Source organism: Micromonospora sp. BRA006-A, assembly GCF_033433935.1.
Taxonomy (GTDB): domain Bacteria; phylum Actinomycetota; class Actinomycetes; order Mycobacteriales; family Micromonosporaceae; genus Micromonospora; species Micromonospora aurantiaca.
In genome coordinates, this window is the sequence record NZ_JANCLW010000001.1 from 4,410,465 (window position 1) to 4,427,013 (window position 16,549).

Here is a 16,549-nt window from a genome sequence, read left to right on the forward strand (position 1 = left end):
GCGTCGGCCCAGAGGCCGACGGCGGACCAGCCCGGACGCCGCCGCCGGCCGCCACCCGCCAGACGGAGGGAGGTGGAACCAGAGCCACTCGCGTGGCCCGGCTCCCGCGCGACGCGCACGACGGACGCCAATTCCACTTCGTGCGTGTGTGCACCATCGGTGGGGACGGGGGTTGCCCTCCCCCGTCCCCACACTAAACCCCCGTTGTCGACGGCAAAAGAGGCCGACGGGACAGGCGTGACACGCCACCCGGACGGCCTTTCTCGCTATCCACCCCACCCCTCGCCGCTCACGCCGCCGCGAGCGACGTTCCCGAGCGACGCCCCCGCCCACCCACTTTCCGGCCGCCCGCCGGCCGCGCCGCACCTCGCCGCGTCCGCCGGATCGGGGCCGGCCGCTCCCCGGCTATGACGGGAGCGCTCCCGGCCCAGGGCGGCCCGTCACTCCGAGGAGAAACCTCATGTCGTTACTCACCCGACGGCGCCTGCTCCGCCGCGCCGCCCTGTCCGCGACCGCGGCCGGCGCGGCCCGGACCGGGCTCGCCGGCGCCACCGCGGCGGGCATCGCCGCGTCGACAGTCGCGCTCGGCGGCTGCGACAGCCCGCCCGAGCGCACCACCGACCCGGAGCCGGACCGCGGGCTGCGCTTCCCCGACGGCTTCGCCTGGGGTGCGGCGACCTCGGCGTACCAGATCGAGGGGGCCACCAAGGAGGACGGGCGGGGTGAGTCCGTCTGGGACACCTTCAGCCACACGCCGGGCCGGATCCGCAACGGCGACACCGGCGACGTCGCGGCCGACCACTACCACCGGTACGCGCAGGATCTGGACCTGATGCGCGACCTGGGACTGCGCAGCTACCGGTTCTCCATCTCCTGGCCGCGCATCCAGGCCGACGGTTCCGGCCGTCCCAACCAGCGCGGCCTCGACTTCTACCGCCGGCTGGTGGACGGGCTGCACGAGCGCGACATCGCGCCGATGGCCACACTGTTCCACTGGGACCTCCCCCAGGCGCTGCAGGACGCCGGCGGCTGGGAGAACCGGGACACCGCCGAGCGCTTCGCCGAGTACGCCGACGTGGTGTTCCGCGCCCTCGGCGACCGGGTGCCGGTCTGGCTGACCGTCAACGAGCCGAAGACGGTGGTGCAGAACGGCTACATCTGGGGCCACCACGCGCCGGGCATCCGCGACGAGGACGCGGCGTACCTGGTCGCCCACCACCTCCAGCTCGCCCACGGCCTCGCCGTGCAGGCGCTGCGCGCCTCCGGTCTCACCGGCCGGATCGGCCCGGCGCTCAACCTGCACCCCTGCTACCCGGCCGACGACTCCGCCGAGTCGGCCGCCGCGACCCGGCTCCACGACGGCTACGAGAACCGCCTCTACCTCGACTCGATCTTCAAGGGGGCGTACCCGCAGGACGTCCTGGACGACCTCGGCCCGGACAGCCGGATGGTCCGCGGCGTCCGCGACGGCGACCTGAAGATCATCTCCAGCCCGGTCGACCTGCTCGCCGTGCAGTACTACACGCCGCTCTACGTCACCGGCGCCCGCGACACGGTCCGCAAGTGGCCCACCTCCGAGGCGGAGTGGCAGCAGATCTACCCGGAGGGCATGTACGACATCCTGACCCGGGTCACCCGCGACTACGGCCGGGTGCCGATCACCATCACCGAGAACGGCCTGCCCTGCCCCGACGTGCCCGGCCCGGACGGCACCGTCGACGACGCCGGGCGGGTCGCCTTCCTGCGCGACCACTTCGCCGCCGCCCACCGGGCCGTCGGCGACGGGGTGCCGCTGGAGAGCTACCACGTCTGGTCGCTGCTGGACAACTTCGAGTGGGCCGAGGGGTACGAGCAGCGCTGGGGCCTGGTCTACGTGGACTACGCGAGCCAGCGGCGGGTGCTCAAGCGCAGCGCCCACTGGTACCGCGACGTGATCCGCCGCAACGGCCTGTGACCGGCGCGCGTCCGGCCGGCGGTGTGCCGGCCGGACGCACGCGCCGGCTCGATCAGCCCGGTAGCGCCGGCTGCGGATCAGCGCGGCAGCGCCTGCTGGAGTTCGGCGCGCAGCGCCGGGGTGAGCATCTCGCCCGCCTGCTTGGCCAGCCGCGCCATCTCGTAGCCGACCACGCCGATGTCCGCGTCCGCCCCGGCCAGCGTGGCCAGGATCGAGCCGTCCCGGATCTGCATCACCAGGAAGTAGCCGCGCCCCATCTCGACCACCGTCTGCTTGACGACGTCACCGTCGAACATCTGGGCCGCACCGGCGGTGATGCTCATCAGGCCGGAGGTCACCGCGGCGAGCTTGTCCGCGTGGTCGCGCGGCAGGTGCGCCGAGATCGCCACCAGGAGCCCGTCGGAGGACACCACCACCGCGTGCGCCACCCCGGGAACGCGCTCCGCGAACGCGTTCACCAGCCAGCTCAGGTCGCGTGCCTCCTGGCTCAACGTCGTCACTGTCGTCGTCCTCCTTCATCGCGCGGCAGGTACATCTCGGTGGTCTCCTCGGCCTCGGCCCGCCGTACCCCGCTGTAGAGGCGCGACAGCATGCCGCCGACCGCCTCCGGGTCCGGCTCGTGCCGCACCACCTGACGGTCGGCCGGGGCGGCCGAGGTGAGCTGGGCCATCGGCACGCGTACCGGCAGGCCCCGCTCGTTCGTCCCTCCGGTCACCGGCGTCGCCGCCGGCGCCGGTGTCACACCCAGCGTGGACGAGGCCGGGCCCTGCCGGCTGAACCACCCGCCGCCCGCCGCGCCGGCGTCCGGGGTCAGCACGTCCTCGGCCCGTCCCGGGCGGGGACGCGGCCCGGGCACCGGCGCGGCGGCCGGCGGCGGGGTGGCGGCCCCGGCGTCCGGGCCGTCGCCCAGCGGCCGGCCGGTCAGCGGGGACACCGGCAGCGCGGCGGGCCGGCCCGGCGCCGGACGCCAGCCGGCCACCGGCAGTTCGGCGGTGGCCGCGGCGAGCGCGCCGGACGCGGCGACCGGGCCGGTGAGCATCTGCGGCTCCGGCCCGCGCACGAGCCGGCCCGGCGCCGGCCGGTCCGCCTCCGGCGCGGGCGCCTCGGCCAGCAGCTCGACCGGAATCCGCACCCGCGCCACCAGGCCCTCCCGGCCGGCGCTCAACCGCACCCGGACGCCGTGCCGGGCGCTGAGGTGGCTCACCACGAACAGGCCCATCCGTTCCGAGGCCGACACGTCGGCGGCCGGTGGCTCGGCGAGCACCGCGTTCGCCTCGGCCAGCGCCGACGGGCTCATGCCCAGCCCTTCGTCGACGATCTGCACGAGCGCGCCCCGGCCGTCCGGCTCGACCACCACCCGCACCGCGGTGTCCGGGCGGGAGAAGGCGGTGGCGTTCTCGAGCAGCTCCGCGAACAGGTGCACCAGGTCGCCGACCGCGTGCCCGACGACGTGCAGATCGGTCCGGTTCTCGTGGCGTACCCGCTGGTACTGCTCGATCTCCGCGCTGGCGGCCAGCAGCACCGCGCCCAGGCCCACCGGACGGTTCCACCGCCGGGTCGACTCGGTGCCGGCGAGCACCAGCAGGCTCTCGTCGTTACGGCGCATACGGGCGGCGAGGTGGTCGAGCTTGAACAGGTTCTCCAGCTGGTCCGGGTCGCTCTCCTCGCGTTCGAGGTCGTCGAGCAGCTCCAGCTGCCGCTCGACGAGGACCTGGCTGCGCCGGGCCAGGTTGACGAACATGGCGTTGACGTTGCGCCGCATCATCGCCTGCTCGACGGCGACGTCGACGGCGCTGCGGTGCACCGCCACGAACGCCTCCGCCAGCTCGCCGATCTCGTCCTGCGAGTCGACCACCGCGGGCGGTACGTCGATCGTGCCGATCGGCCGGTCCACGGTGCGCAGCCGTTGCAGTGTCAGCGGCAGGTCCACCTGCGCGATCCGCAGCGCCTGGCCGCGCAGCTGCCGCATGCCGCGGGCCACCGACCGGCCGACCAGCAGCGAGATCAGCACCGCGGACAGGAGCACCGTGGCGATCGCGCCGGCCACCAGCAGCGTGTCGCGCAGCTGGCGGGCGCTGGCGTCGTCGGCCTGGCGTACCGCGTCGGCGACGATGTCGCTCTCCAACTGGCGGAACAGCTCCTGCCGCTGCTCGCTGGCCGCCCACCACTGGGTCGCGTCGAGCAGGGCCGGCTTCGCGTCGCCGCCGCCGGGCAGCGTGCGCTCCTCCATCCGGATGGCCGCGACGAACGCCGGGTCGACCGAGGTGCGGTCGTAGCGGCGGATCTGGTCGGCGGTCGCCGCGACCCGGAACGCGCCCAGCGCGGTGAGCTGCTGGGCCCGCAGGTCGCTGAGCGTCACCTGGTCGTCGGCCTCGTACCGGCCGGCCCGGGCGGCGGCGTAGAGCTCCGCGCGGATGCGTGAGGACAGCTCCTTGACCCGGGAGATCTGCACGTACCGCAGCACCGCCTCGGTCAGCTCCTGCCGGCCGCCGCCGGGCGTCGGCTCGGCCAGCAGGTTCAGCAGCGCCGCGACGGACCTGTGGTAGTTGCTCAGCACGGTGTCGCTGGACAGCACGGCCGGCGCCACCGCCGCCCGGATGTTCACCACCTGGTCGTACGCCTCCAGCGCCTCGGAGTAGGAGACCCGCCAGGCGGCGTCGGCGTCGGCCAGCGGCGCGGCCGCGTCCCGCAGCTCGGCCACCGCGCGGTCGGTGGCCTCCTGAAGGGGCCGGAGCGCGGCCACGGCGGCGTCCCGGTCGGCGCCGGTGCCGGCGCGGCGCAACGCGGCCAGTTCACCGGCGGTGCGGTCCCGCTCGTGCTGGAGCCGGTCCACCGCGGTGGAGATCTGCCGGCCGATCCCGACCTGCTCGGCGAAGGCGCTCAGCGTGGTGGTCTGCCCGACCAGGCCCCGGGTCTGGATGCCGGCCAGGACCAGGAACGCCAGCGAGGGGATCACCAGCACCGTGGCGAGCTTGGTGCCCATCCGCCAGTCCCGCAGCCGGAACCCGGAGCGCCGCCGGTGCGGCTGAGGGGCCGCGCCGCGAACCGGGTCGGGACCTGCGCCCACGGTTGCCTCCTCGTCCCGCCCCACCACGTCGGGGAGCGGAGTCCATCCAATCAGGCCGTCGGTCCGTGTCAACGGCCGCCCGGACGGTGTGACCAGGACGGTCAGCGCCTCGGGTGGACGGTCACGCGTGCGAGGCGGCCTCGTCCGTCCGGCCGACCCCGGCGATCTCGTCCGCCTCCGCGACCCGGCCCAGCGCGATGAGCGCGGCGCCGGTCGCGCCGATCTCCGGGTTGCGTTGCCAGCAGACCCGGCGGGGCGCGAGCACGTCGAGGAACGCCCCGCGCCACCACGGCGAGGCGGTCAGCGCCCCACCGCCGAGGACCACCTCCATCGGCTCGCCGATACCGGCCTCCAGCAGCGTCAGGTCGTCGGCGACCAGCCGGCACAGGCCGCTCATCAGCCCGGCGAGGATGTCGACCGCTGTGGTGCCGAAGCTCAGCCCGTGCAGCTCCCCCGAGCCCGCCGGGGCGGTGCCCGGTGGCCGGTCGCCGCCGAAGCGGGGATTGGCGCGCACCGAGCCGGCGGAACGGTCGAGCGCCATCTCCAGCTCCCGGCCCTCCGGCAGCCGCAGCTCGCGCGCCGCCCAGGCGAACAGGTTGCCGCCACTGGAGTACGCCGCGCCGGTGACCACGTGGTCGTGGTCGACCCGGTACCGCCAGAGCTGATCCGGTAGTGGCGGCGGCGCCGCGCCGGCGGGCAACGCCTGGATCATGCGGACCGCCGCCGAGGTGCCGACCGTCACCGCCGCGCGGGTCGGGTCGACGCAGCCCGAGCCGACGTTCGCGGCCGCGCCGTCGCCGACCGGCGGCGCCCACCGCGCGCCGGCCAGCTGCGGCCAGCGCCGCGCGTACGCCGCGTTCAGCCGGCCGTGCCAGCCGTCCGGGGCCAGCGGCGGCAATCGGTCCGGGCGGACGCCGGCCAGCTCGCACGCCTCCGGATCCCAGTCCAGGCGCCGCAGGTCGAGCAGCCCGGTGCCGGAGGCCAGCGAGATGGACATCGGCGCCTCGTCGAGCAGCGTGCCGAGCGCGTACTCGGCGAGCCCGGTGAAGCGGGCGGCCCCGCCGGCGCGCTCGCGCAGCCAGGGCAGCCGCACCGACCAGTAGCAGCGGTGCCACCACGTGCCGGTACGCCTGTGGAAGTCCGCCGGATCGGCCGGCCCGGCCACCCCGGCGAGCGGCTCCGGCCGGGTGTCCAGCCAGGTCAGCACCGGCCCCGACGGTGTGCCGTCGGGCGCCACCGGCAGCACCGAGTGCCACTGCGCGGAGGTGGCAACCAGGCCGATGTCGGACAGATGTCCGCCGGCGGCCAGCTCGTCCAGGCACTCCACCAGGCACGCCAGGTAGGCCGGGCCGTCGAGCGTCCCGCTGCCGTCGTCCCCGGTGACCAGGTGCACCCGGCGCCGGGCCAGCGCGCCGGGGCGCGGTGCGGCGTCCGCGTCGAGCACCAGGGCGCGCACCGAGGAGGTGCCCAGATCCAGAGCGAGAATGTCCATCGCCGGTCAACCTACCCGCCGTGACCGGCGGCCACGCCAAGATCCGTACCCGGTGCCGCGCGATCGGGTTCCACGGCTCCCGCCGATCGCGTACAGTGACCGTCATGCCCGCGCACCTGTCCTGCTGGTGGCCCGCCGACCCGGCGGCCCATCCCCGCGCGTAGCTTTCCCACGCGGCCGCCCGACGAGGCGGCCGCCGGTCTCTCCCGGCATCCCGGGTCGCCTTCACCGGCGGCCACCGGCCCACCGAGGAGACCCGATGACCCGCCCGTCCGACCCGCTCGCCGCCGTCGCCGCCGGCCGCGACCCCGGCCCGTTCGCGCTCGTCCGCCGCGAGGGCGCCGACCACGTCGACCTGTTCACCGGCCCGGTACGCACCGCCGGCCTGCTCGCCGACCTGCCGCTGCCCGAGCACGGCGCGGGTCCGCACACGCTGGCCCTGGTGCCGTACCGGCAGGTCACCGAACGCGGATTCGAGTGCGTCGACGACGGGCTGCCGCTGGAGTTCCTCACGGTCGAGGAGCACCGGCGGATACCGCTGGCCGACCTGCTCGACGACCTGCCCGACGCCGAGGTACGCACCCGCGACGCCGGCTTCGACATCGCCGACGACGAGTACGCGGCGATCGTGGAACGGGTGCTGACAGACGAGATCGGCCGCGGCGAGGGCGCGAACTTCGTCATCCACCGCACCATGCGCGCCACCGTGCAGGGCGACCCGCTGGCGGCGGCCCTGGCCGCGCTGCGCCGGCTGCTGCTGCGCGAGCGGGGCGCGTACTGGACGTTCCTGGTGCACACCGGCACCCGGATCCTGGTCGGCGCCAGCCCCGAGCGGCACGTCAGCGTCGCCGACGGGCTGGTCGAGATGAACCCGATCAGCGGCACGTTCCGGCACCGGGGCGGGAACGTCGACCGGGCTGAGCTGCTGCGCTTCCTGCACGACGAGAAGGAGGTGGAGGAGCTGTACATGGTGCTCGACGAGGAGCTGAAGATGATGGCGGTGGTCGCCGAGCGCGGCGGCCAGGTGGTCGGGCCGTACCTGAAGGAGATGGCGCACCTGACGCACACCGAGTACCTGTTGGCCGGCCGCTGCTCCCGGGACGTGCGCGACGTGCTGCGGGAGACCATGTTCGCGCCGACGGTCACCGGCAGCCCGATGGAGAACGCCTGCCGGGTCATCGCCCGGCACGAGCGCGCCGGGCGGCGCTACTACGCCGGGGTGCTCGCGCTGCTGGGCCGCGACGAGCAGGGCCGGCAGACGCTGGACGCGCCGATCCTGATCCGTACCGCCGAGATCTCGCCCACCGGCGCGCTGCGCGTGCCGGTCGGCGCCACGCTGGTCCGGCACTCCACCACCGCCGGGGAGGTGGCCGAGACGCACGCCAAGGCCGCCGGGGTACTGGCCGCGCTCGGCCTCGGCCCGGACGCGCCGCGCTCGGCGACCGAACCGGCCGTCCGGTACGCCGACGACCCCGAGGTACGCGCCGCGCTGGCCGCCCGCAACGCCCCGCTGGCCCGGTTCTGGCTGGAGCAGCGGGAACCGGGGGCGCTCGCGCTGCGCGGGCTGGCCGGGCGCCGGGCGCTGATCGTCGACGGCGAGGACACGTTCACCGGCATGCTCGCCCACCAGCTCGGCGCGCTGGGCCTGGCGGTGACCCGGCGGGACTGGCCGGACCCGGGGCCGCTGGACGGCTACGACCTGGTGGTGGTCGGCCCCGGCCCGGGTGACCCGCGGGACGCGACCGCGCCGAAGATGGTGGCGCTGCGGGCGCTGCTGACCGAGCTGCTCGCGTCCGGCCGGCCGACGCTCGCGGTGTGCCTGGGCCACCAGCTGCTCGCCGGGTTGCTGGGCCTGCCGCTGCACCGCCGGGACGCGCCGTACCAGGGGTTGCCGCGGGACGTGCCGGTGTTCGGGATTACGCGGCGGGTCGGGTTCTACGCCAGCTTCACCGCCCGCGCCGACGCCGACCGGATCGCCGGACCGTACGGCCCGGTGGAGGTGTCCCGGGATCCGGCCGACGGCGCGGTGCACGCGCTGCGCGGCGCGGGCTTCGCCGGGGTGCAGTTCCACCCGGAGTCGGTGCTGAGCCAGGACGGTACGAGGGTCCTGGCGGACCTGCTCGGGCATCTGCTCGACCGGCCGGCGCTGAGCGCGCATGGAGCGGCCGATCGCGGGTAGGGCTCTGGCGACCGGTGGTCCGGACGGGTTCGAGAGCCCCCGTCCGGCCACCGGTCGCCAGTCGGGTCAGCCGGCCATGCCCCGCTTCAGCGCGGCGCCCATGAGCACGGCCCGCTTGGCGGTCAGCGCGGTGGCGGCCAGTGCCACGTGATCCGGGGCGACCTCGCCGTTGTTGCTGGTGTGCGAGGCGCCGTACGGGTTGCCGGCGACGAACTGGCTCGGGTCGGTGTAGCCGGGGGTCACCACGATGCCGCCCCAGTGGTAGAAGACCGTGTACAGCGACAGCAGCGTCGCCTCCTGGCCGCCGTGCGACGTGGCGGTCGAGGTGAACCCGCTGTAGACCTTGTCGGCGAGCGCCCCGGCCGCCCAGAGTGGACCGGTGGTGTCGATGAACTGCTTGAGCTGGGCGGCGATCATGCCGTACCGGGTCGGTGAACCCATGATGATCACGTCGGCCCAGGACAGGTCGTCCGGCTGCGCCTCCATCACGTCCTGGGTCTCCAGCCGGTGCGCCTGCCAGCCGGAGTTGGAGCGGATCGCCTCGTCGGGCGCCAGCTCACGTACCTTGCGCAGACGCACCTCGGCGCCGGCCTCCCCCGCCGCCTCGACCGCCGCCTGCGCCATCTGGTAGGTGATGCCGGTCGCGCTGTAGTAGATCACCGCGACCTTGACCTGGCCATCCATCAGACGTTCCCTCCTCGTTTCGGGTCAGCTCCGGCGACTACCCGTTACTTGTCCCGTCAAACTCCGGGCGTGGCATGCTCTCCGGGTGGAGATCCGCACCGCCACGCCCGTCGACTGGCCGCTCATCTGGCCGTTCCTCCGCGAGATCGTCGCGGCCGGCGAGACGTACACCTGGCCCCGCGACGTCACGGAGGAGCAGGCCCGCCGGCTCTGGATGCCGCCGGCGCCGGCGCGGACGGTGGTCGCGGTGGCGCCGGACGGCGCGGTGCTCGGCTCGGCCAAGCTGGCGCCGAACCAGGGCGGTCCCGGCGACCACGTGGCGAACGCCTCGTTCATGGTGGCCCCGGCCGCCGCCGGGCGCGGCGTCGGCCGGGCGCTGGCGGCGTACGTGCTCGACGCGGCCCGGGCCGACGGCTACCGGGCCATGCAGTTCAACGCCGTGGTGGCGACGAACACCCGGGCCGTCGAGCTGTGGCGGTCGCTGGGCTTCGAGGTGATCGGCCGGGTGCCGGAGGGCTTCCGGCACCCCACCCGGGGGTACGTCGATCTGCTGGTCATGCACCGGCGCCTGGATTGAGCGTGGCTCAAGATTTGCGCAAGTTCCGCCGGCAATCGCTGTCCCGGTCCAGCTCACACGGGATGCTGATCGGACCGGCGCCGGCCGCAGCGGCCGCCCCCGCGCCGGGAACCTGAACGGGGGATCGCGCTGATGTCGGCAGCGCCGCCGGCGCAGCGCGATCAGGGGCCGCGCTGTCGTACCCCGGGCCTACGCTGACGCCCGTGACCGTACGCCTCAACCGCGCCGAGGCGCTCGCGCTGCGCATGACCGGCCTGCTGTTGCGCCCGCACCCCGCCGCCCGCCCGCGGGGCGTCGCCGACGTGGTCGAGTGGTTCGGCGCCATGCAGGCGCAGGACGCGGCGAGCGGGCTGTGGTCGCTCGGCGTACGCCTTCCCGGCGCCACCCAGGACGACGTCCGCGCGGCGCTGGAACGGCGCGAGGCGCTGCGCACCTGGCCGATGCGCGGCACCGTGCACCTGGTCCCGGCGCGCGACGCGCGGTGGATGCTGGAGCTGACCGGGGTGCGGACGCTGGCCGGCATCGCCGGGCGGTGGCGGCAGCTCGGGCTGTCCGTCGCCGACGGCGAGCGGGCCGGTGAGGTGCTGGGTGCGGCGCTGGCCGGGGGTGGCCGGCTCTCCCGCGCCGAGTGCGTGGCGGCGCTGCGCGCCGCCGGGCTGGCCACCGACGGTCAGCGTGGCTACCACCTGCTCTTGTTCACCAGCCTGCGCGGCGTCACCTGCGTCGCGCCGCACGTCGGCACCGAGCAGACGTTCGCGCTGCTCGACGAGTGGGCGCCCGACCCGCACCGCCCGGAGCGCGACGAGGCGCTGGCGATGCTGGCGCACCGCTACGTGCGCGGCCACGGCCCGGTGAGCCGGCACGAGCTGGCCCGGTGGACCGGCCTGACCGTCACCGACGCGACCCGGGCGATCACGCTGGCCGGTGACCTGCTCGCCCCGGTCGAGGTCGACGGCGAGCCCGCGGTGGTCGACGCCGCGCTGCTCGACGCGCCCCGCGCGCCGGTCGACGACCTGCACACGCTGCCCGGCTTCGACGAATACCTGCTCGGCTTCAAGGACCGCTCGCTGATGCTGGACCCGGCGCACGCCGCCGCTGTGGTCCCCGGCAACAACGGGGTGTTCCGGTCGACTGTGGTGCGGGGCGGGCGCGTGGCCGGCACCTGGACGCGGACGATCGGCGCGAAGGCGGTCACGGTGACGGTGCAGCAGCTCGTGCCGTTCGACGCCACGCTGCGCGCCCGGGTCGACGCCGCCGTGACCGCGTACGCCCGCTTCCTGGGCTTGGAGCTGCGCCACTCCTGGTGACGGCGCGGGTCCGGCCGTTGCCCTCCGGCGGGCATGCCGAGGGCCGGCGGCGCACATGCCACCGGCCCTCGGGCGCGTCCGGGATCAGTCGGCGAGCGCCCCGGCCGACCGGCCCTCGTGCAGCGTCAGGTTGCGTCCGCTGCCCGGGTCGAACAGGTGGATCTTCTCCAGGTTGAACCACACCCGGCGGGACTCGCCCTCGCGTACCGGCGACTCCGCCGACAGCCGGGTGACCAGGTTCGACCCGCCGCCGGCGAAGTCCGCCGCACCCGTGTCGGCGGCCAGCTCCTCCAGCTCGGCGGCGGTGGCCCGCTCCCCCTCGACGGTGAAGTAGACGTACTTGTCCGAGCCCATCGACTCGACGATGTCGACAGGCGCCTCGAACTCCATGCCCCGGCGGCGGGTCTCGTCGTCGATCAGAGCCGCGTCCTCGAAGTGCTCCGGGCGGATGCCGAGGATCAGCTCCTTGGGCGCGTCACCGGCCTCCAGCTCGCGGCGGATCCGGTCGCCGACCGGCACGTCACCGAGCGCGGTCCGCAGCCGGCCGTCCTCCACGACGGCGTGCACGAAGTTCATCGAGGGCGAGCCGATGAACCCGGCGACGAACAGGTTGCGCGGGTGGTCGTACAGCTCCTGCGGCGGCCCGACCTGCTGCACCGCCCCGCCCCGCATGATGACCACCCGGTCGCCGAGCGTCATCGCCTCGGTCTGGTCGTGGGTGACGTAGACGGTGGTGGTGCCGAGCTGCTTCTGCAGCCGCGACACCACGGTGCGCATCTGCACCCGCAGCTTGGCGTCCAGGTTCGACAGCGGCTCGTCCATCAGGAACGCCTTGGGCTGGCGGACGATCGCCCGGCCCATCGCCACCCGCTGCCGCTGGCCGCCGGACAGGTTGGCCGGCTTGCGGTCCAGCAGCGCGGTCAGCTCCAGCACCTTCGCCGCCTCGTCGACCTTCTGGTTGATGGTCTCCTTGTCCACCTTCGCCAGCCGCAGCGGGAACGCCATGTTCTCCCGCACCGTCATGTTCGGGTAGAGCGCGTACGACTGGAAGACCATCGCGATGTCGCGGTCCCGGGGCGCCTTGTCGTTGACCCGCTCGCCGCCGATGCGCAGCTCACCGGAGCTGATGTCCTCCAGCCCGGCGATCATGTTGAGCGTGGTGGACTTCCCGCAGCCGGACGGGCCGACCAGGATGACGAACTCGCCGTCGGCGATCTCCAGGTCGACGTCCTGTACGGCGGTGGTCCCGTCCGGGAACCGCTTGCTCACCTTGTCCAGCACGATGTCGGCCATTGCTACCACCTATCCCTTGACTGCGCCGGAGGTCAGACCGGAGACGATGCGGCGCTGGAAGAAGAGCACGAACAGGATGATCGGCACGGTGATCACCACGGCGGCGGCGCAGATCGCCCCGGTGGGGTCCTCGAACTGCGACTCGCCGGTGAAGAACTGCAGCGCCACCGGGACCGTGCGGGACCGCTCGGTCGAGGTGAGCGTGATCGCGAACAGGAAGTCGTTCCAGCAGAAGATGAAGACCAGGATGGCCGTGGTGAACACGCCGGGCGCGGCCAGCGGCGCGATCACCCGCCGGAACGCCTGTCCCTGGGTGGCGCCGTCCATCTTCGCCGCCTTCTCCAGGTCCCACGGGATCTGCTTGAAGAACGCCGACAGCGTGTAGATCGCCAGCGGCAACGCGAACGTGATGTACGGCAGGATCAGTCCGGGCCAGGTGTCGAACAGCCCGAGCTGCCGCTCGATCTCGAACAGCGGCGACACCAGCGACACCTGCGGGAACATCGCGATCAGCAGCGAGACGCCGACCAGCAGCTTCTTGCCCGGGAAGTCGAGCCGGGAGATCGCGTACGCGGCCATCGTCCCGAGCACCACGGCGATCGCGGTGGCGATCAGCGCGATGCCGATGGAGTTGACCAGGGCCCGGACGAACTGGTCGGTGTCGAAGATGGTCCGGTAGTTGTCCAGCGTCCACTCGCGCGGCCAGAACTTGCCGTCGGTGAGCGTGGCCGGGGTCTTGAACGACAGCGAGGCGATCCAGAGCACGGGGACCAGCGCGAAGATGACGACCACGACGTCCAGCAGGCCCCAGCGCACCTTCGCCCGCGTGGTGGTTTCCACTGCCATGTCAGCGCCTCTCCCCATCGTCGCTGCCCGGGGCAGCGGTGCCGAACAGCTTCACGAACACGAAGGCGATGATCGCCACGGTGATGAAGATCAGCACCGACATCGTGGAGCCGATGCCGAGGTTCAGGCCCCGGATCAGGTTGTTGTAGGCGAGCATCGACACCGACGACGTCTCGTTGCCGCCGTTGGTGAGCACGAAGATGTTGTCGAAGACCCGGAACGCGTCGAGCGTGCGGAACAGCAGCGCGACCAGGATGGCCGGCTTCATCACCGGCAGCATCACCTTGGTGAACCGCTGCCACGCCGTCGCGCCGTCGGTGGAGGCCGCCTTGAGCAGGTCCTCCGGCACCAGCGCCAGCCCGGCCATGAGCAGCAGCGCCATGAACGGGGTGGTCTTCCAGATCTCCGCCAGCATGATGATCGCCAGCGAGCTGGCCCGCTCGGTCAGCGGGGCGCTGCCGTCGAACAGGTTCGCCAGGTAGCCGGTGCCGGGCGTCCAGGCGTACCGCCAGGAGAACGCTGCGACCACCGTGACGATGCCGTACGGGATCAGCGCGGCGGTGCGGACGATGCCGCGGCCGACGAGCGTCCGGTGCATGATCAGCGCCAGGCCCATGCCGAGCACCAGCTCGACCGCGACGGTGACCACGGTGATCAGCGCGGTCACCCCGAACGCGGTCCACCAGAAGTCGTTCGTCAGCACGGTGACGTAGTTCTCCAGCCCGACGAACTGCCGCTCGTCGGGGAAGCGCAGGTCGAAGCGCTGCAGTGACAGCCAGACCGAGTACAGGATCGGGTACGCGGTGACCAGCACCATGACCAGCGCGGCGGGCGCGCACAGCAGCAGGCCGAGGCGCCGCTCGGCACGCTTGTTGTCACTCAGCGGGGCGCGGGAGCCGCGCCGGGACCGCTGCTCCGGTACGGCGGCGCGCCGTCCGCCGGGCTGCTCGGCCTCGGCCTCGGCGGCGGCCTGCGCGCCGGCCGGGGTGGCGTTCACGCTCATGGCAGAACTCCCTTGGACTCCAGCGCGTCGGAGATCGCCTTGCGCAGCTCGTCGGCGGTCTGCTCGGGCCGGATCGCCGACGGCGGCGACAGGATCGCCGACATGACGGTGGAGATGCTCTGGTAGGCAGGGGTCAGCGGCCGCACCGCCGGCTCCTTCAGCTCCTCCAGGATGGTCTCCTTCATCGGGTACGCCTCGGTCATCTCCGGGTCGTCGTAGACGGCCTCGATGGTGGGCGGCACGCCGTCGTTGACGGCGGAGAACTTCTGGTTCTCGGCGTTACGCAGGCAGCGGGCCGCCTCGAACGACTCCTCCGGGTGCTTCGAGTAGGTGCTGACCGCCAGGTTGACCCCGCCGATGGTGACCTTGCTGGGGGTGCCCGGGTCGATGCCCGGCACCCGGGCCCACTTCACGTTCTTCGCCAGGTCGGGGTTGGCCTCCTGGAGCGCCGGATAGACGAACGGCCAGTTCACCTGGAACGCGCCCTTGCCGGACTGGAACTCCAGCCGCACCGGATCCTCCAGCGCGTTGCTGAACGACGGCGAGGTCACGCCCGACGTGGCGAACCTCTGGAGCTGGTCGAGCGCGCGGACCGCGCCGGCGTCCATCTCCGCCTTCTTGCCGTCGTCACTGAGGATCTTGCCGCCGGCGCTCTCGGCGAGCGTGTTGTAGAGCACCACCAGGCCCTCGTACTGGGCGCCCATGGTGAGCACCTGGTACGGCTTGCCCTGCTCCTTGAGCTGCTGGGCGGCCGAGATCATCTCGTCCCAGGTCTCCGGCGGCTGCGACACCAGGTCGGACCGGTACCAGAGCAGCTGCACGTTGGTGTTCTTGGGCGCGGCGTAGAGCTTGTCCTCGTACCGGGCGGTGTCCAGCGGGCCGGCCAGCGTGCCCTGCTCGACCTCGGCCTTGTCCTGGCCGGTCCACTCCCGGATCCACTTGGCGCTGGCGAACTCCTGGGTCCATGTGACGTCCAGGCCGAGCACGTCCATCCCGGTGTCCTGTGCGGCGAGCCGCCGTACCATCTGCACCCGCTGCTCGTCGGCCTCGCGCGGCAGTACCCGGTAGTCGATCCGGTACCGCCCCTGTGCCTGCGTGTTGCAGGTGTCGACGACCTTCTGCAGGTTCTGCTCCGGCGGGTAGTACAGGTTGATCGTGGGGACGCCGCCGTCGCCGCCGGATCCGCAGGCGGCCAGCGGGGCCACCAACGCCAGCGCGGCGGCTGCCGCCGCCGCGCGTCCGGCCGGCCGCCGTGCGGCCGTGTCGGGGACTGTCGTCATCACCCTCCCCCTCTCTTCGGCGAAGAACCGGGGGGTGACCCGTGCCCCGGTGCACGGCAATACGACCGGGGCATCGGCCCGATCGCCCGACGCCCCGGGCGTGTCGTGCGGCTGAACGTGCCCGACCTGCGACGGAGCGAAACATCACGGACATGTGACGGCGACGGCACGAACCGGGCCGGGGAGATCGACACGTCGTCCCACGTAGTGAAACGGCGAGGCTACCCAGCGTCAGCGGTCTGCACTAGCGTGGGGCTGGCTCCGTAGCCGGCGCGTCGCCGTCGACGCCGATGCGCCTCCGGCCGTCCCCCATCGCCCGCCCGATCGGTTGGTTCTGACGGGAAGTGCCGTGCGCGCGTTCCCCGGTTGGGCAGGATTCCCCCGAGGAGGTGCCGTCGTGCAGGACACCCGCGCTCTCGCCCTGACGTTCGAGGTGAGCGGCCTGCCCCCGGTCAAGACCGAGGCCCTGTCCATCTTCGCCGCCGGGCACCGGCAGGCGACGAGGGTCCGCACCCTGCTCCAGGCCGCCTGCACGGCGGCCCAGCGCACCGGGTGGACCCCGCTGACCGGTCCGGTCGAGGTGGACCTGACCCTGCGCTGTCCGCCCGGGCACCGCACCTCCGACGCCAGCACGCTGCTGGGCGGCGTGTGCGCGGTGCTCCAGGACAAGAAGAGGGTCTCCTCCATCGGCCTCGCCCACCTCGGGGTGCTGGTCGACGTCGCGCTCTGGTCCGACGACCGGCAGATCCGCCGGCTGTCGTACGTCGAGGAGCCGGCGGAAGAGTTCTCGTATCTGGTCCGGGTGTCGGCCGTACCGACGATGGTTTGACCGACGTCCGCGGTGGGGTACCGCGGACGCCGACGAAG

The 16,549-nt window shown here is 73.4% G+C and carries 13 protein-coding genes; 5 read left to right on the forward strand and 8 right to left on the reverse strand.

The window, feature by feature from the left end; all coding sequences use genetic code 11:
• Window positions 1-460: 460 nt before the first annotated feature.
• Window positions 461-1,954, forward strand: coding sequence for a GH1 family beta-glucosidase (locus NMK34_RS19900; protein ID WP_318334717.1), 1,494 nt, complete (start codon window positions 461-463; stop codon window positions 1,952-1,954).
• A gap of 77 nt (window positions 1,955-2,031) precedes the next feature.
• Here NMK34_RS19900 and NMK34_RS19905 read toward each other — a convergent pair whose 3' ends face one another.
• The 3 genes from NMK34_RS19905 to NMK34_RS19915 form a co-directional block, all read right to left on the reverse strand.
• A complete protein-coding gene (locus NMK34_RS19905; protein WP_196806755.1) occupies window positions 2,032-2,445 on the reverse strand; it encodes a roadblock/LC7 domain-containing protein in 414 nt (137 codons plus the stop codon).
• Window positions 2,446-2,450: 5 nt separating this feature from the next.
• Window positions 2,451-5,021: a nitrate- and nitrite sensing domain-containing protein gene (locus NMK34_RS19910; RefSeq protein ID WP_318334718.1), complete on the reverse strand. Its 2,571-nt coding sequence runs from the start codon at window positions 5,019-5,021 to the stop codon at window positions 2,451-2,453.
• 121 nt (window positions 5,022-5,142) lie between these two features.
• On the reverse strand, window positions 5,143-6,513 hold the full coding sequence (locus NMK34_RS19915; protein ID WP_318334719.1) for an FGGY family carbohydrate kinase: 1,371 nt from the start codon (window positions 6,511-6,513) through the stop codon (window positions 5,143-5,145).
• A 259-nt stretch (window positions 6,514-6,772) separates the two neighbouring features.
• Here NMK34_RS19915 and NMK34_RS19920 point away from each other — a divergent pair, with 259 nt between their 5' ends.
• On the forward strand, window positions 6,773-8,692 hold the full coding sequence (locus NMK34_RS19920; RefSeq protein WP_318334720.1) for a chorismate-binding protein: 1,920 nt from the start codon (window positions 6,773-6,775) through the stop codon (window positions 8,690-8,692).
• A 66-nt stretch (window positions 8,693-8,758) separates the two neighbouring features.
• Here the strand turns inward: NMK34_RS19920 and wrbA are convergent, their stop codons facing one another.
• On the reverse strand, window positions 8,759-9,376 hold the full coding sequence (gene wrbA, locus NMK34_RS19925; protein ID WP_120569050.1) for an NAD(P)H:quinone oxidoreductase: 618 nt from the start codon (window positions 9,374-9,376) through the stop codon (window positions 8,759-8,761).
• 85 nt (window positions 9,377-9,461) lie between these two features.
• On the opposite strand from wrbA, the gene NMK34_RS19930 reads away from it, so the two are divergent.
• A complete protein-coding gene (locus tag NMK34_RS19930) occupies window positions 9,462-9,953 on the forward strand; it encodes a GNAT family N-acetyltransferase (RefSeq protein ID WP_318334721.1) in 492 nt (163 codons plus the stop codon).
• Window positions 9,954-10,156: 203 nt separating this feature from the next.
• Window positions 10,157-11,260 (forward strand): winged helix DNA-binding domain-containing protein, encoded by a 1,104-nt coding sequence (locus NMK34_RS19935; RefSeq protein ID WP_318334722.1) that lies wholly within the window; start codon window positions 10,157-10,159, stop codon window positions 11,258-11,260.
• Window positions 11,261-11,344: 84 nt separating this feature from the next.
• Here the strand turns inward: NMK34_RS19935 and NMK34_RS19940 are convergent, their stop codons facing one another.
• The 4 genes from NMK34_RS19940 to NMK34_RS19955 are packed head-to-tail and all read right to left on the reverse strand — an operon-like array spanning window position 11,345 to window position 15,682.
• On the reverse strand, window positions 11,345-12,553 hold the full coding sequence (locus NMK34_RS19940; RefSeq protein WP_318334723.1) for a sn-glycerol-3-phosphate ABC transporter ATP-binding protein UgpC: 1,209 nt from the start codon (window positions 12,551-12,553) through the stop codon (window positions 11,345-11,347).
• A 9-nt stretch (window positions 12,554-12,562) separates the two neighbouring features.
• Window positions 12,563-13,399 (reverse strand): carbohydrate ABC transporter permease, encoded by an 837-nt coding sequence (locus NMK34_RS19945; protein WP_318334724.1) that lies wholly within the window; start codon window positions 13,397-13,399, stop codon window positions 12,563-12,565.
• Window position 13,400: 1 nt separating this feature from the next.
• Complete coding sequence (locus NMK34_RS19950; RefSeq protein ID WP_318334725.1) at window positions 13,401-14,402, reverse strand: sugar ABC transporter permease; 1,002 nt, start codon at window positions 14,400-14,402, stop codon at window positions 13,401-13,403.
• Entirely contained in the window at window positions 14,399-15,682 is a 1,284-nt protein-coding gene (locus NMK34_RS19955; RefSeq protein WP_318334726.1) for an ABC transporter substrate-binding protein, read from the reverse strand. Before NMK34_RS19955 ends, NMK34_RS19950 begins: the two co-directional genes overlap by 4 nt.
• Window positions 15,683-16,079: 397 nt before the next feature.
• Between NMK34_RS19955 and NMK34_RS19960 the strand changes: the two genes are divergently transcribed.
• On the forward strand, window positions 16,080-16,511 hold the full coding sequence (locus NMK34_RS19960; RefSeq protein ID WP_135241065.1) for a hypothetical protein: 432 nt from the start codon (window positions 16,080-16,082) through the stop codon (window positions 16,509-16,511).
• Window positions 16,512-16,549: the final 38 nt, after the last annotated feature.

Bases quoted from the DNA above. Each gene is read 5' to 3' on its own strand.
- NMK34_RS19900 (WP_318334717.1), top strand. From the start codon at position 461: ATGTCGTTACTCACCCGACGGCGCCTGCTCCGCCGCGCCGCCCTGTCC.
- NMK34_RS19915 (WP_318334719.1), bottom strand. From the start codon at position 6,513: ATGGACATTCTCGCTCTGGATCTGGGCACCTCCTCGGTGCGCGCCCTG.
- NMK34_RS19920 (WP_318334720.1), top strand. From the start codon at position 6,773: ATGACCCGCCCGTCCGACCCGCTCGCCGCCGTCGCCGCCGGCCGCGAC.
- wrbA (WP_120569050.1), bottom strand. From the start codon at position 9,376: ATGGATGGCCAGGTCAAGGTCGCGGTGATCTACTACAGCGCGACCGGC.
- NMK34_RS19940 (WP_318334723.1), bottom strand. From the start codon at position 12,553: ATGGCCGACATCGTGCTGGACAAGGTGAGCAAGCGGTTCCCGGACGGG.
- NMK34_RS19945 (WP_318334724.1), bottom strand. From the start codon at position 13,399: ATGGCAGTGGAAACCACCACGCGGGCGAAGGTGCGCTGGGGCCTGCTG.
- NMK34_RS19950 (WP_318334725.1), bottom strand. From the start codon at position 14,402: ATGAGCGTGAACGCCACCCCGGCCGGCGCGCAGGCCGCCGCCGAGGCC.
- NMK34_RS19955 (WP_318334726.1), bottom strand. From the start codon at position 15,682: ATGACGACAGTCCCCGACACGGCCGCACGGCGGCCGGCCGGACGCGCG.